Here is a 13,937-nt window from a genome sequence, read left to right on the forward strand (position 1 = left end):
AACTCAAAACTTGAGTGTAGTGGGAAAACCAAGTAGTGAGTGGAAGAACTGAACCGACAACCATAACGAGTCAATCTCCTAGCTGAGTATTTGCCTTCTAAAGGCAGCATAAGTTCATGACTGTCGTAACACATAGAATTGGTAGTGACCAGTGTTCAGTTATCAGGGAGCAGGGAGCAGTTATCAGTTATCAGGGAGCAGGGAGCAGGGAGCAGTTATCAGCAGGGAGCAGGGAGCAGGGAGCAGGGAGCAGGGAGCAGTTATCAGGGAACAGGGAGCAGGGAGCAGGGAGCAGGTGGGCTTTGTGTGCAGGTGAGCTTCAGGTGCAACTACCAACTACCAATTACCAACTACCAATTACCAACTACCAACTACCAACTACTAGTTGATTCGCATCACTACCAAAGTCATATCGTCTTTATTTTGGTTAGTTGCGCCACTGATGAATTTGTGAACTTGAGCGAAAAGATATTCGAGAATTGCTTGGGGGTCTTGACAGTGACGACAAGCAAATTTAAATTCGCCTTCTAGCCTTTCTTCGTCAAAGCGATCGCCTCTTTGATTAGCAGCATCAGTAAACCCGTCTGTATAGTAAATAATTGTGTCTCCTGGTTCTAACTGAACTTGAGCATCTTCGTAATTGCTATGAGCTTCAAGCCCGATCAACATGCCCTCTAAAGTATCTAGGCGCTTCACTGTTTTTGTAGCTGCTTGCCATAATAAGGGCGGATGATGGGCTGCATTACTGTAAGTCAGCCTGCGCGTCTGTGGGTTGTATTCTGAATAGAATAAAGTGACAAAACGATGGGAATTTTCTAAATCGGTATACATGACCCGATTCAAATGCTGCAAGATTCGAGCTGGAGAATGTTCGTTTAATGCCTCAGCACGCAACATTCCCCGCGTCATAGTCATGATGAGTCCGGCTGGAACCCCTTTGCCCATCACATCACCAATTACTAAGCCCCAGCAACTATCAGGGTTGCTACTTTTACCGTCCGCTTGATTCAAGTCGCGCTCGATCGGGATGAAGTCGTAGTAATCTCCGCCAACGCGGTTTGCTGGCTGACATCTCGCCGCTAGAGATACCCCAGGGACGTTAGGACATTGGCGAGGTAAAAGTCGTAATTGAATTTCTGCTCCAATTTCTAACTCGCGGTCTAGACGCTCTTTTTTGCGTAGTTCTACTTTTAGTTCGTCATTTTCAATTGCTACTGCTGTTTGGTCGGCAACAAGTCGGACTAACTTCTGTCTGGTTTCCGTCCAAGTATATTCGGGATCGCTGCTAAAGACGTATAGTCTTCCTCGTTCTGCCTGCTTGACCAAAATTGTCGTACCAAATAACTGTATTTGCGATCCTAAGTGATGACTGACTTGAGCATCTAAAGTTGCCGTAGCAGGAACGATTTGGGCTGTTGTAAGTGCAGTGGTGACGGCACTCGTGGCGGTTTCTAAAGCTTTACGGATTTGTTTGCGTTGGTGAATATCTTGGCAGTGTAGCTTTTCCAAGCTCACCTGACCGTTGGATTTGTAGAGGAATAATACCCCGCCGTCCGCATCCGTTACCCGTGTTGCTATTAACGGAATCAGTTCGAGAAACTGATTCAAATTATTGAAGCTCCTGAGGGCAAATCCCAAGGAACTCAGCAAATCTTGTACCTTATTCTGTTCCCGATACAGGCGCGCCACTAGTTCTTTGAGCGCTACAACTGGGTTAACATCAGTAGCGGCGCTGCTAGTTCGATCGGTGGGTTGGAAGGGCGGTTGAGGCACAGACACGGGTTTAGTTTTATTATGTTAGAGAGTAGTCGTGAGCCATCAAGTTAGGCAGTAAGAGTTCTAGAACCAATAGCTAAGTAGTTTAGCAATGTCTTTTGAAGGATATACCTACAGCTACACTAAAAAAAGTGTGTTTTACCCCCTTTTGCTCCTGTTAGTATAGATTCTTTGACAGCAAAGTTACCGAAAAATTTTAATTTTAATTTTGGATTTTACTAAAACTAAGTTAGTTGCTGCATTTTATTGACTTTTACACATAGGCAAGATCGATAGGTTAAGTTGAGATATCTTAACTTAAAATTCAATACAATTGCTGTCGAAGTATTACTGAATTTAGAGGGAGTAGGGAGCAGGGAGTAGGGAATGAACAGGTGAATTCTTCCTTGTCCCCCTTGTCTTCCTTGTCCCTTAGTTTTCTCTTTCTTCCCCTAGCCCTAGTCAGGTTCCGATCAGTGCTTCTACAAATTCGTAGCTAGAAAAAGGACGCAGATCTTCGATGCCTTCTCCAGCGCCGATGAAGCGAATTGGGAGATTGAGTTGCTGCACGACTGCTAGAGCCACGCCACCCTTAGCCGTGCCATCAAGTTTAGTTAAGACTACACCACTGAGTTGAGCTGCTTGGGCAAACACTTCTGCCTGTCGCAAGCCGTTTTGTCCCAGGGTAGCATCGAGGACGAGTAAAGATTCTACACGGGCATCGGAGGCTTTTTTATCAACAATGCGGCGAATTTTACTGAGTTCGTCCATCAAGTTTTTCTTGTTTTGCAATCTTCCAGCTGTATCGACGAGTAGTAATTCTGTGTTGCGTGCTTGTGCGGCAGCGATCGCATCAAATACCACTGCAGCTGGATCGGTATTTTTACCAGGGTTGGCAATCACTTCGACATTGCTCCTTGCGCCCCATACCTTCACTTGTTCTACGGCAGCGGCGCGGAAGGTATCTGCTGCCCCAATTAAGCAGTTGTAGCCGGATTTGTGAGCAATATGTGCGAGTTTGCCGATAGTTGTGGTTTTACCTGCCCCATTGACTCCGGTAATTAACCAAATATTGAGTTTATCTTTTTCTGGAACAAAAACAGGGCTGCAATTTTGCAGGGGGCGATCGAGCATATCTCGGAGAATCTTTTTCAGATAAGCGATCGCGGCATCTGGGGGTAAAGCTGCTTGCTTGATCTGATTTTGCAAGGCTTCAATAATATAGTCCGTCGCTTCCACTCCAACATCCGCTTGCAGCAGCAGAGCTTCAATTTCCATCACCGCTGCTTGGTTCAGCGGTCCTTGACCGACAATTGATTTTAACTGGTTGACAATGTTACGGCGCGTTTTGCCTAAACCCTGCCGCAGCTTTTTCAACCAAGTAATTTCTTCGAGCGAAATATCTTCTGGTCGCCGTCCTTGCGCCGCCAGAACCTCCGCCGACCACAAAAATCCTTCATCAAAAGCAAAGTCAGGAGCCAAGTCAGTATCGGCTGTAGTTGCAGTAACTTCTGTTGCCGTCACTGGCTGTAAAACTTCTGATTCTGGTTCCTCGATCGCAGTTGCCTTTAGCCTCTCCAACCTTGCCTGACGCTCTGTTTCTGCTCTTGCCCAAAAAGGTACGCTCGCTGTTTCCTCTGGTATTGTTTCCTCTGCCGCAATTTCCTCTACTGCAATTTCCTCTGGTACAGTTGCTTCTATTGGTGTTTCTGCTGTAGTAGTTTCCTCTGCGATCGCCGATGCTTCTGTTCCAGCTATTTCCTCAGTCGAGATCGGTTCTGCTAGCGTGGCTGTTTCTGCCGTAACTGGCTCTTCCGTCTTGACAAGTCGCTCTACTTGTGTGTCTAAAGCTTCTGCTTCGGATGCCGCTAACTCAGCAGCTTCCTCAGCTCCCTCAGCTTCCTCAGCTCTCTTTTCTGGAGCTTGCTGCTGCCTTTCTTGAATACTTTTATAGGCTGCTTTAGCAAAGCTGAGATAATCTACTGCTGCATCTTGAGCCGGTTGTTCCTGGGATACGTCTGCTGGTTGCTCCGGTGCTGGAGTAGCAGGTTGCTCCTCTTGTGGAGTAGAAGATTCATCGTGTTTGCGGCGGAACCAGTTAAAAGGCATTGTCAGTTATCAGGGAACAGGGAACAGGGAACGGGGAACAGGGAACAGGGAGCAGGGAGCAGGGAGCGCACGAGCAGTCACTGTTGACTCTTGACTTCCGACTTCCGACTTCCGACTTCTTTTTGTTTTAAGCGATCGGTGACGCGGCGCAAAACGCCGTTGATAAATTTGTATCCTTCGTCTCCACTGTACCGCTTTGCGAGTTCTACTGCTTCATCGATCGCGACACTAACCCGATCTTGAAAACCTAAAAATTCAATTTCGGCTACTGCAATCCGTAGGATATCGCGATCGATCCGCGCTAGTCGATTTAATTGCCAGTCTACTAAAGCCTGTTCTAAAATTTCATCAATTTCAGCTCGGTTTTGATTGACTGTATTCACAAGTGTTAGAGCGTAACGACGGACATCAAAATTTGGTTCTGCTGCCGTGGCTGATTGAATCATTTCTGGTAGTTGCATGGCTGTAGCAAGGCGATTAATTGCACTTTGAGTCAATTGAATCCCATCCTGCAACATAGCTCTGGCTGTTTGGACATCGTTAGCACGGGTTTCGCTCGTCAAGAGGCGATCGTTTGCCCGCTGAACTTCTCCAGAAGCCGTCTCTAGAGCATCTTCTACTTCCGTTGTCAAAGTTCTGACGGCTGCAACTAACAAATTAGATAGTTGTTGCGCTTCCAATTTTTCTGAGGAATTAGGCAGTTGGCTCAAACTAAGCAGAGCCAATTCGCGAGCAATACTTCGTGCTTTCATAAGGGAGTGGTGCGTGGTGCGTGATGAATAGGTTGTAGAGTGTGAGGTGTGGGGTGTGGGGTTGTTGCCCCTCTGCTCCCTGCTCCCTGCTCCCTGCTCCCTTTATTCACTGATTAATCGCTTGTCCTTGGCGATCTAGCAAAAGTGGGGGTAAGGGCGCATTGGGGGAAACAATACCACCAGAGATAATGACTTTAAAGGCATCTTCAACGGACATGGATAGGTCGATCGCTTCGTCTGCTGGAACAATGGCATACCATCCGGTGGTTGGGTTGGGGGTTGTGGGAATAAATACGCTCAGCATGGGGCGATTCATGTGAGATTGAATTTCATGACTCATAATCCCAGTGACAAAGGCGATCGCCCATATACCCCGCCGAGGATACTCTATTAGAATAACGCGCCGAAACTTCCCATTAGAATCTTTGAGCAGGGTTTCGAGCAATTGTTTTAAGGTTTTGTAAACTGCTCCAGCTAAGGGAATGGCTTGTAATAATTGTTCTCCGAAATCGAGCAGCCAGCGTCCGGCGATATTGCGTGCCATTAAGCCGATTGCTAAAATGCACAGCAGCGGTACTGTTAGACCTACTGCTAAGTTGATGAGATTCACCAGGAAGGGATTCATTTCATCTAACGGATTCAGTTGTTTGGGAATCCGCGTCAGAAATTCGATCGTCCAACTAGCAACGGCGATCGTTAGCCAGATTGTCGTAGCTAAGGGAATGACGACCAATAATCCTGCAATCAGGTCATTTTTTAGATCCTGTTTCAACCTTTCAAGCACAAGCTGCTGACTCTCCTTTGTCTGGCTATTGACTTTAGCAAGCCTCTTTTCCTGTTTTTCCCTAATTGGGGGGAAGCAATTTTATAAATAGGCATATCTCTATAATATTTTGTTGACTCTGTAAATAAATATTGCATGTGGTAGTTGGTAGTTGGTAGTTGGTAATGGGTAATGGGTAATAGGTAATGGGTGGTTGTTGCACCTGAAGCCCACCTGCTCCCCTTGTCCCCCTTGTCCCCCTTGTCCCTCCACTCCACGCATCACTCCTACAAATACTTCTGTAACAAGCCGATCGCGATTTCTGGGGTTTCTAAATGTGGTAAAACACCAGCATGGGCGATCGCCTCAAATGCAATAATCGATCGGGGATTCAGCTTTGCTAAGCGTCTTCCTGAGCCTATTTTGGTAAATTGTGCTTGCTCTCCCCACAAAATCGCTGTGGGGACGGTTAGCTGCGGTACGTACAAAGCCAAGTCAAAATAAAGATTAGCCTTGAGAAAAGCAAGGGCAGCGTATTCGGCGTTGGGTTTTTGAGCAGAAGTGAGATAGGCTGCTACCATTTCTGGCGTGACTCGTTCTGGTTTGGCAAAGAGAAATTGTTGGAGAAAGTTACGCACAGAGACTTCGTTTTCTGCACCTATGGCATAAATTAGGCGATCGAGTAAGGGCGTACTAATTAACTGTAGCGGTAGTCTGCGTCCCGCACCTTCGCCGAAGTCGTCAAACCCAGAGGGACAGATGAGCAAGAGAGATTGAAATAATTCGGGACGCTGAACGGCAAGGCGAATTACTAATGCTGCTGTTAAAGAAGAGGCAACTACCCTGATGGGAGGATGGCAAGCTTGAATAAATTCAGCGATTGTAGTGAGATAGTCGGCAATTTGATATTCTCGCACGGGATGCGCTGATTCGCCCCAACCAATTAAGTCGGCTGCAAGAATCTGGTATTCGCTGGCAAATGCAGGGTAAACTTTAGACCATTCGTAAGCTGATGCACCGCCACCAAAGCAGTGTAGAAAGACTAGGCGAGGTAATTCATGACTGGATGAGGATAGCCAAGGTGCGGCTACTTGGGTGTAGTAAGTCATCGATCCTAAAGAGGTGGCGATCGCCTGTTTTCCAAAGCCAGGAGGTTGAAATTGATTCATGTCAGTTTGAATTTGAACGCGCTTAATTTCAGTACTTTGACTTTTGACTTTTGACTTTTGACTTTTTAGAGAGATTGAATGCAAACTGTGAAGGTAGCAATTATAGGCTGTGGTTATGTCGGTAAGGCGATCGCGCGTCACTGGCAGCAGGATGGTAAGTATCAGATTACCGCAACCACGACAACTCAGGCACGAATGAGCGAGTTAGAACAATTTGCTCAGCAAGTTGTCATAGCTAAAGGAGATGATGTAGCTACTCTTTTGTCAGCCATCCAAGATCGAGATATTGTCATTGTGAGCATTGCACCTAAATTTTTTGCAGCTGATAGCTACGAATCTACTTACCTACAAACTGCCAAGAATTTAATTCAAGTTTTGCCACAAGCTGCTGTTAAACAAATTATTTATACGGGGAGTTATTCTGTTTACGGCGATAAAAATGGGGCATGGGTAGACGAAGAATCACCTTTAACGCCAGCAAATCAAAACGGACAAGTTTTGGCAGAGACAGAAGAAGTATTGCTCTGCGCTGCGAGTGACAAATTGAAAGTCTGTATCTTACGCTTGGGAGGAATTTACGGTGAAGGGCGTGAATTGACAAAAATCTTCAGTCGTGCATTTGGTACAACTCGTCCAGGGAACGGGCAAACCTATACGAATTGGATTCACCTTGATGATATTGTCGGCGCGATCGCCTTTGCCGCAGAAAGGCAATTAGAGGGAATTTATAATTTGGTAGGCGATGAACCCCCATTATCTCGCGATTTGTTGCAAAATTTATGCGATCGCTATAACCTTTCTGAAGTAACGTGGAATCCTGAATTGTCAGAAACCCGTCCTTACAATGCCAGGGTATCGAATCGGAAACTCAAAACCGCAGGATACAGTTTTATTCACCCAGAAGTTTTGATTTAGGACTAGACATGGGTAAATTCTGCAAAGTTTAAGCTTTGAAATGCTCCGATTTCGTCATAGTGAATTGTAATCTGTTGCAGATAACTTGAATTAACCAACCAAGTAGTAGCGATTACAATTGGTTTTCCCACCTCAACTTGTCTGGGACAACTTAAAGAAATCTCGTCGGGAAAAAAGAACGATTCATTCCCTTCTATCTGCCAATTTAAGTTAGCTGGAACCGCAGGTGAAACTTTTAAATCGGGTGTCATCGTAACTGAAGTTCCCGTCCAATTTTCACTCAGACTTCTTTCCGATACTAAATCAAGATTGGTAGACCAATGTTGACTGGGAAAGCCTGTAGAGTCTTCGCGAATACTCAATATTTTAGTTAAGTTAGTACCATCAGTATAAGCCGCGATCGCGCTATGCCGTAAGTTTTTGTGAATGAAAAAGAATTCTACTGCAAAAAAAGAGTCAGCTACTAGTTTCTCAGCATGAAAAGCCCCAGCACCTTGAGGAAAAAAAATCGATCTAAGAAATGGCTTTTGTAACTGCCAAGTTTTTTCCTCGATTTTCCCATCTGCATAAATATATCGATTTGTATGTGTAATTTGAGTTTTTTCTAAGTTGGCACGAAAACTTCTCAAACTTTGAAACGAATCTTTGACCTCTCCTTGAGCAGAATAACTCGTCCAAATTCCATGCCAATCATGTAAATGGTGAGCGCAAAAGTTATTCCAATTTTGTTCTTGAATGTCTATAGGCATAATTAAACTCTTAAATCTTTATCCTCATATAAATACCGCGATCGCCCTACTCCATTCAAGATTTGTACCAAAGGCTTAATCATCTCGGCGCGATTTGTTACCAAAATAGAGATAGCTGCTCGCGATCTGACTAGGAACAAGCTATGACAGAAAAAAATCGTACTGGCTGGGATGCAGGTAGATTCATCCGCACTTTAGCCTATTTCGAGGCGATTCCTGGCTGGAGTTGGTTAAAACAGATACTCCCAGGTATGGCTGACAAACCCGAAAATTATTTATCTGGAGGTAAGCAAGTGGGAGTTATCCTAGTCGCTGGCGCAACGGGTGGCGTAGGTAAGCGAGTCGTACAACGGCTGTTAGAAAGAGGATATCAGGTGCGATCGCTCGTTCGAGATAAAGATAAAGCAAGTTCGATTTTGGGCAACAATGTAGAAACCTATGTCGGCGACATTACCAAATCGGAAACTCTAACACCAGAGATGATGGCAAACGTCCGTGCTGTCATTTGCTGTACGGCAGTGCGAGTACAACCAGTTGGCGGCGATACCCCAGACAGAGAAAAATATAATCAAGGCGTTAAATTCTACCAACCCGAAATCGTCGGCGATACTCCAGAACGGGTGGAATATTTAGGGGTAAAAAATTTAGTCCAAGCGGCAGCTCAATATTGGAGTCAAAACCCCAGTGGTGAAAAAATCGTCTTTGATTTTACTCAGCCAACTCCCCAACTACAACAGATTTGGGGTGCTGTGGATGATGTCGTCATGGGTGGTGTCAGTCAAAGCGAGATTCGGTTTGTGGAAGGGACGGCTTTATTTACAGGTAATGTTTCTACAGCTAACTCCGGCGGCTTTGCTTCTGTTAGAACGAAAAATTTTACTTCGCCACTAGATTTATCTGGCTACGAAGGCGTAACGCTGCGAGTCAGGGGAGACGGTAAGCGCTACAAATTTTTCCTGCGCACGGAATCGAGTTGGGATGGAATGGCTTATTCGTATTCTTTTGATACTGTAGCCAATGAGTGGATAACGGTACGAATTCCATTTAACCAATTAACAGCAGTATTTCGGGCAAAAACAATATCAGATGCTCCAGCGATTGATACTACCAAAATTCGCTCGTTGCAATTAATGTTGAGCAAATTTGAATACAATGGCGAACTCAATCCGCAGTTTTCTCCTGGTGGTTTCGCGTTGCAAGTCGAGTCAATTGGCGCGTATGGTAGTGCAAAACCCCAATTTATTCTAGTCAGTTCCGCTGGTGTCACTCGTCCCAATCGTCCAGGAATTAATTTAGAGGAAGAACCGCCAGCCGTACGTTTAAATGACCAATTGGGAGGAATTTTAACTTGGAAATGGCGTGGTGAGGAAGCTGTGAGAGAAAGTGGCGTTCCTTATACAATTATCAGACCGTGCGCCCTGACAGAAGAACCTGAAATACAGCCTTTGGTTTTCGACCAAGGGGATAATATTAAAGGTAAAGTCAGCCGCGATTCAATTGCTGAACTCTGCGTTCGAGTCGTGGAGCAACCCCAGGATGGTAACTTGACTTTTGAAGTCAAAGCCGATCCCAACTACGGTGCTTTTGCTGCTAATTGGCAGAATTTGTTGGCTCGTTTAAAACGCGATTGAGAGTTACGCGCTGGAAGTTTGAGATCTCGATCCCCCCTAACCCCCCTTAAAAAGGGGGGAATTTTATACTTTCTATGAGATTATCTCTATTTATTGAGAAAATTTCTTGCTGATTTTTATTGCTTGAGTAGTATTATTGAAAATTAGTTTCAGTAAATTTACTAGCAAAAAAGCAAGTATTTACTTCAGAATAACGCAAAATCGAATCTTGCATCTCTCGAAAGAAGTAAATTAGCAAGTCACATGATGATTTGTGAGTGAGGAGTTATTGTGTCAAATTTGCAATTACTATCTGTACTAAGCTTAGTAGGCGCGATCGCCACGTTCGTTCCCGCGATCGCTCAAGCGCAACTTACATCAGTATCCACTTATACTCAAAATGTACCCCAAGAGCAGCGTAGCGGTGCAGAGAAGGCAATTGAGGTAACGGGTGTACGACTGAATTCGACTCCTCAAGGGCTAGAACTTATCCTAGAAACGGCAGGCGGGCAACAATTGCCAGTGGCTACACCTACGGTTGACGATAATAATTGGATCGCCGATCTCCCTCAAGCAAGGCTGGCGTTACCAGAGGGAGATTATCGGGCAGAAAACCCAGCCCAGGGAATCAGTCTCGTTACAGTGACTCAGATTGATGCTAATCGTGTCAGAGTTCAACTCGTGGGAGAGACGGCAGCACCCACAGCAGAAGTTGTACCAAGTCAAAACGGCTTGGTTGTCACCGTTGCGCCTGCAATCGCCGCACCAACAGCGCCAACCCCAACAGAAACAGAGACGATTACAGAAGGCGAGCCAGCACAGGAAATTACTGTGACGGCAACGCGGACGGCAGAAGAACCGCAGGACGTACCGCGATCGGTGACGATAATTAACCGCGAACAAATTGAACAACAAACAAGACTGTCCCAAAATGTAGGAGAAATTCTCGGTAAGTTGGTTCCTGGCTTAGCAGTTCCAACTCAAAGCAGCAGTAACTTTGGGCAAACTCTACGGGGACGCAACGTGCAAGTTTTAATTGATGGCATTCCGCAATCGACTTCGCGAAATGCGCAGCGCGATTTGCGCACGATCGATCCTTCGGCGATCGAACGAATTGAAGTGGTAAGGGGTCCTTCGGCGATTTATGGTGATGGTGGAACGGGTGGTGTCATCAATATCATCACGCGCACGCCAAGCGAGGAGAGGTTAGCTTCTCAGACTCAAATTGGCATAAGTGGAGCTTTGGGAGATTTATCAGGCGATAGTTTAGGTTATAACCTGCAACATGCGATTTCTGGCACTGAGGATAATCTCGATTTTGCCATAAGTGGTTCGCTGACGACTACAGGCGGTTTTTTGGATGCCGAGGGCGATCGCATTCCTCCCGATCCGAATGCTCAAGGTGGTTTTTCTGATGCGGAAACACTCAACTTTTTTGGTAAGTTGGGCGTAAATTTAGACGAACAACAGCGTCTCCAGTTGACGTTCAACCACTTTGATGATACTCAAGATACGGACTTTACTACCGATCCCAGTGTCAACTTGTTACCAGGCAGACAAAAAGCTCGCACTCTAGAAGGATTGAACTTAGACGAGCTTCCAGGTACTCGGAACACGCTGCTGAATTTGCAGTACAGCCACGAAAACCTGTTGGGTAGCAACGTGCAGGCTCAACTGTACTACCGAGATTATTTAACTGAGTTTTTTCCCTTTGATGGCAGAAATTTTAGGAACTTGGGCAATCAGATTTATCAGTCGCGGGTGGAATCGGAAAGGTTTGGCGGACGCTTGCAAATTGAAACGCCTTTATTTAACAAAGGGGCAGCAAGGCTGTTGTGGGGTGTAGACTACTTTAACGAAGATACCGTGCAACCAGTGACAACCTTCGATCGCGCCGCTTTTGAAGCCAGTGGAGGTCTAGATTTTCTCCCTACAGGCGAACGGACTTGGACACCGCCGCTAGAACTCAATAGTTTGGGTTTATTTGCCCAGTTAACCTGGGATGTGAGCGATAGCTTTATCGTCAATGGCGGTGTGCGCTACGAAAATGCCGATGTCAGCGTGGATGACTTCACGACTTTAGCCAATCCCGATACGGTAATTCCTGGGGGCGATCTCAATTTTGACGCGACGCTGTTCAACATTGGTACAGTATTTTTCCTGACAGAAGAGATAAACGTATTTGCGAATTTCGCCCAAGGTTTCTCGCTAGCAGATATCGGCTTAGTTTTAAGAAATGCTCAACCAGGATTTGATGTCGAGTCGCTTAATCCAGAACCACAGCAAGTTGATAGTTACGAAATTGGTTTGCGCGGACAATGGGAGACGATCCAAGGGTCTTTATCTGCTTTCTACAATGAGTCGGAATTAGGTACGACTTTTACCGCACCAGGAACCGTACTGCGCGCCCCAGAACGGATTTATGGTGTAGAAGCTGCTGTAGACGTGCAACCAAGCGATCGCTGGCAACTTGGCGGTTCTGTCACTTTACAAGGGGGTGAAATCGATCTGGCTGATGATGGAGAGTATACAGCTTTGGATGGTTTTCGGATTCCGCCTTTAAAAGTTGTAGCTTATGTCGAGAATGAAACTTCCCCAGGTTGGCGCAATCGGTTTCAAGCATTATTTTCTGGCGATCGCGATGTGTTTGGTGACAGCGTTGCTTTTGGCAGAAGGGAAGTAGAAAGTTACTTGACTGTAGACTACATCAGCAGCATTCAACTGGGAGATGCTGGAACTTTACAAATTGGAGTGGAAAACTTGTTCGATAATCAATATTTCCCGATTGTTTCCCAAATTCAAGCTAACGATTCGGCTTATTCTGCTGCTAGAGGTAGAACTGTTAGCATTAAATATTCGATTGATTGGTAAAAACTCAGGACGTACTAATCTACGCTTCTAGACCCACTTGAGCGATCTAATTTTAAATTTGGGATTTTTGATGCAAGAAAACATCGTAAATCCCAATTTCTAATAAATATTTTTAGCTTTTCTATATCACTAAAAATTTTGAACTGCTAAGTCAATAGCAATTCAAAAAAATAAATATCTGTGTTAGCAATACAAAACAATCTGTACTGTTCCAGTATTGTTACTTGCTTCTTCCTAACGGCTTATAACTAAATTAACTACTTTTTGGCGCTTCTTCCTCTAACCAGAGAGAGGGAAATTTTAAGTTAAAGCGTGATGAAATACACTAGTATTTTTGCTTATAGCCCTAGCGAAACTTGTCATTCTTGCTGTACTTAGGGAAACCGCACATAAATCATTTTTTAAAAATAATTGCTTTCTTTTGTATTCAAATAAACACAGCAAATTTACATCAAAGTCTCTCATAAGTATTAGTGAGATCGTCTATAAGACTGAAATTAACTGGTCAACAACTTGTGGCGATCGCGGCTATGATAGAGTACCTATGTACTTCGATCGAGCGAGAAAATTATGTTCGACGTAGGAGAGTATGTAGTTCATCAGAATACGGGACAGATAGGTAGGGTAATTGGTTACGGACACCAGATACTCAATGGCGTTTATGTAACAACGCTTAAAGTATTAGTGCATGATGCTGAAATTATTGGTAAGCGAGGAGTCATAGAAGAAGACTTGTATTCAGCATGGACTGAGTGTCAAGTTTCTAACAATCCTCTTTTTTAAAGTTAGTGAGTGAGTAGGGTGGGCATTGCCCACCTTAAGACAAGCATTTGTTATTCGTGAAAAAGGGAATATTTCTATAGACAGTTGATAAATATTATTTGAGATTAAATTGCCATAAACAGATATTACTAAAGATTCAAGTTCTATTTTTGACTCGGTAATTATTGTTTTAATGGATACAAGTATTTTATAGTGCTTTTCACTCTTGAGCTAGTTGCTAGTCAAAGCGATCTTGCTCTATTATTCACTTAGCAACCTATGCAAGCAGAACCATGACAAATATTAAACAATTTTTCATGTCTCACTTAAGTAGTTTGCAAGGACAAGTCAAAAATGAAAACGATCTATTAGCATCTTGGGCAGAAGTGTTGAATGTTAAGAAATCGCCATAAAAAAGCAGCCCAAAATGTGATAACTTTTGAGCTGAATAGAAATAATAAATGTTAACGATTGATGATACC

General features: G+C 44.5%; 12 protein-coding genes. 5 read left to right on the forward strand and 7 right to left on the reverse strand.

Annotated elements, in window-relative coordinates; all coding sequences use genetic code 11:
• Positions 1–116: 116 nt before the first annotated feature.
• A complete protein-coding gene (locus H6G17_RS23220; protein WP_192160974.1) occupies positions 117–389 on the forward strand; it encodes a hypothetical protein in 273 nt (90 codons plus the stop codon).
• On the opposite strand, the gene H6G17_RS34785 is transcribed toward H6G17_RS23220, so the two are convergent.
• The 6 genes from H6G17_RS34785 to H6G17_RS23250 all read right to left on the reverse strand — a co-directional run bounded on the left by H6G17_RS34785 (position 382) and on the right by H6G17_RS23250 (position 6,548).
• Positions 382–1,779 (reverse strand): PP2C family protein-serine/threonine phosphatase, encoded by a 1,398-nt coding sequence (locus tag H6G17_RS34785; RefSeq protein WP_041462442.1) that lies wholly within the window; start codon positions 1,777–1,779, stop codon positions 382–384. The two genes, H6G17_RS23220 and H6G17_RS34785, sit on opposite strands and share 8 nt — an antisense overlap.
• Positions 1,780–2,217: 438 nt before the next feature.
• Positions 2,218–3,864 (reverse strand): signal recognition particle-docking protein FtsY, encoded by a 1,647-nt coding sequence (gene ftsY / locus H6G17_RS23230; RefSeq protein WP_192160975.1) that lies wholly within the window; start codon positions 3,862–3,864, stop codon positions 2,218–2,220.
• A 77-nt stretch (positions 3,865–3,941) separates the two neighbouring features.
• Positions 3,942–4,616 (reverse strand): transcription antitermination factor NusB, encoded by a 675-nt coding sequence (nusB, locus tag H6G17_RS23235; protein WP_192160976.1) that lies wholly within the window; start codon positions 4,614–4,616, stop codon positions 3,942–3,944.
• A gap of 106 nt (positions 4,617–4,722) precedes the next feature.
• On the reverse strand, positions 4,723–5,388 hold the full coding sequence (locus H6G17_RS23240; RefSeq protein ID WP_199197699.1) for a DUF502 domain-containing protein: 666 nt from the start codon (positions 5,386–5,388) through the stop codon (positions 4,723–4,725).
• Positions 5,389–5,499: 111 nt separating this feature from the next.
• Entirely contained in the window at positions 5,500–5,661 is a 162-nt protein-coding gene (locus tag H6G17_RS23245) for a hypothetical protein (RefSeq protein ID WP_192160977.1), read from the reverse strand.
• 5 nt (positions 5,662–5,666) lie between these two features.
• Positions 5,667–6,548 carry an alpha/beta hydrolase gene (locus H6G17_RS23250; RefSeq protein WP_192160978.1) on the reverse strand — a complete coding sequence of 294 codons (882 nt, stop codon included), beginning with the start codon at positions 6,546–6,548 and terminating at the stop codon, positions 5,667–5,669.
• 87 nt (positions 6,549–6,635) lie between these two features.
• Here H6G17_RS23250 and H6G17_RS23255 point away from each other — a divergent pair, with 87 nt between their 5' ends.
• A complete protein-coding gene (locus tag H6G17_RS23255; RefSeq protein ID WP_192160987.1) occupies positions 6,636–7,463 on the forward strand; it encodes an NAD-dependent epimerase/dehydratase family protein in 828 nt (275 codons plus the stop codon).
• Positions 7,464–7,465: 2 nt separating this feature from the next.
• On the opposite strand, the gene H6G17_RS23260 is transcribed toward H6G17_RS23255, so the two are convergent.
• Positions 7,466–8,212: a DUF3598 family protein gene (locus H6G17_RS23260; protein ID WP_192160979.1), complete on the reverse strand. Its 747-nt coding sequence runs from the start codon at positions 8,210–8,212 to the stop codon at positions 7,466–7,468.
• A gap of 143 nt (positions 8,213–8,355) precedes the next feature.
• Here H6G17_RS23260 and H6G17_RS23265 point away from each other — a divergent pair, with 143 nt between their 5' ends.
• The 3 genes from H6G17_RS23265 (at position 8,356) to H6G17_RS23275 (ending at position 13,476) form a co-directional block, all read left to right on the forward strand.
• A complete protein-coding gene (locus H6G17_RS23265; RefSeq protein WP_192160980.1) occupies positions 8,356–9,843 on the forward strand; it encodes a CIA30 family protein in 1,488 nt (495 codons plus the stop codon).
• A 270-nt stretch (positions 9,844–10,113) separates the two neighbouring features.
• The gene (locus H6G17_RS23270) at positions 10,114–12,693 is read left to right on the forward strand and encodes a TonB-dependent receptor (protein ID WP_192160981.1); all 2,580 of its coding nucleotides are present in this window, start codon (positions 10,114–10,116) and stop codon (positions 12,691–12,693) included.
• Between the two features lie 570 nt (positions 12,694–13,263).
• A complete protein-coding gene (locus H6G17_RS23275) occupies positions 13,264–13,476 on the forward strand; it encodes a hypothetical protein (protein WP_192160982.1) in 213 nt (70 codons plus the stop codon).
• The last annotated feature ends 461 nt before the right edge of the window (positions 13,477–13,937 follow it).

Source organism: Chroococcidiopsis sp. [FACHB-1243], assembly GCF_014696895.1.
In the GTDB taxonomy this organism is placed as follows: domain Bacteria; phylum Cyanobacteriota; class Cyanobacteriia; order Cyanobacteriales; family Chroococcidiopsidaceae; genus Chroococcidiopsis.

Coding starts and splice junctions, on each gene's coding strand:
- H6G17_RS23275 (WP_192160982.1), top strand. CDS start 13,264: ATGTTCGACGTAGGAGAGTATGTAGTTCATCAGAATACGGGACAGATA.
- H6G17_RS23220 (WP_192160974.1), top strand. CDS start 117: ATGACTGTCGTAACACATAGAATTGGTAGTGACCAGTGTTCAGTTATC.
- H6G17_RS23245 (WP_192160977.1), bottom strand. CDS start 5,661: ATGCGTGGAGTGGAGGGACAAGGGGGACAAGGGGGACAAGGGGAGCAG.
- H6G17_RS23260 (WP_192160979.1), bottom strand. CDS start 8,212: ATGCCTATAGACATTCAAGAACAAAATTGGAATAACTTTTGCGCTCAC.
- ftsY (WP_192160975.1), bottom strand. CDS start 3,864: ATGCCTTTTAACTGGTTCCGCCGCAAACACGATGAATCTTCTACTCCA.
- nusB (WP_192160976.1), bottom strand. CDS start 4,616: ATGAAAGCACGAAGTATTGCTCGCGAATTGGCTCTGCTTAGTTTGAGC.
- H6G17_RS23250 (WP_192160978.1), bottom strand. CDS start 6,548: ATGAATCAATTTCAACCTCCTGGCTTTGGAAAACAGGCGATCGCCACC.
- H6G17_RS23265 (WP_192160980.1), top strand. CDS start 8,356: ATGACAGAAAAAAATCGTACTGGCTGGGATGCAGGTAGATTCATCCGC.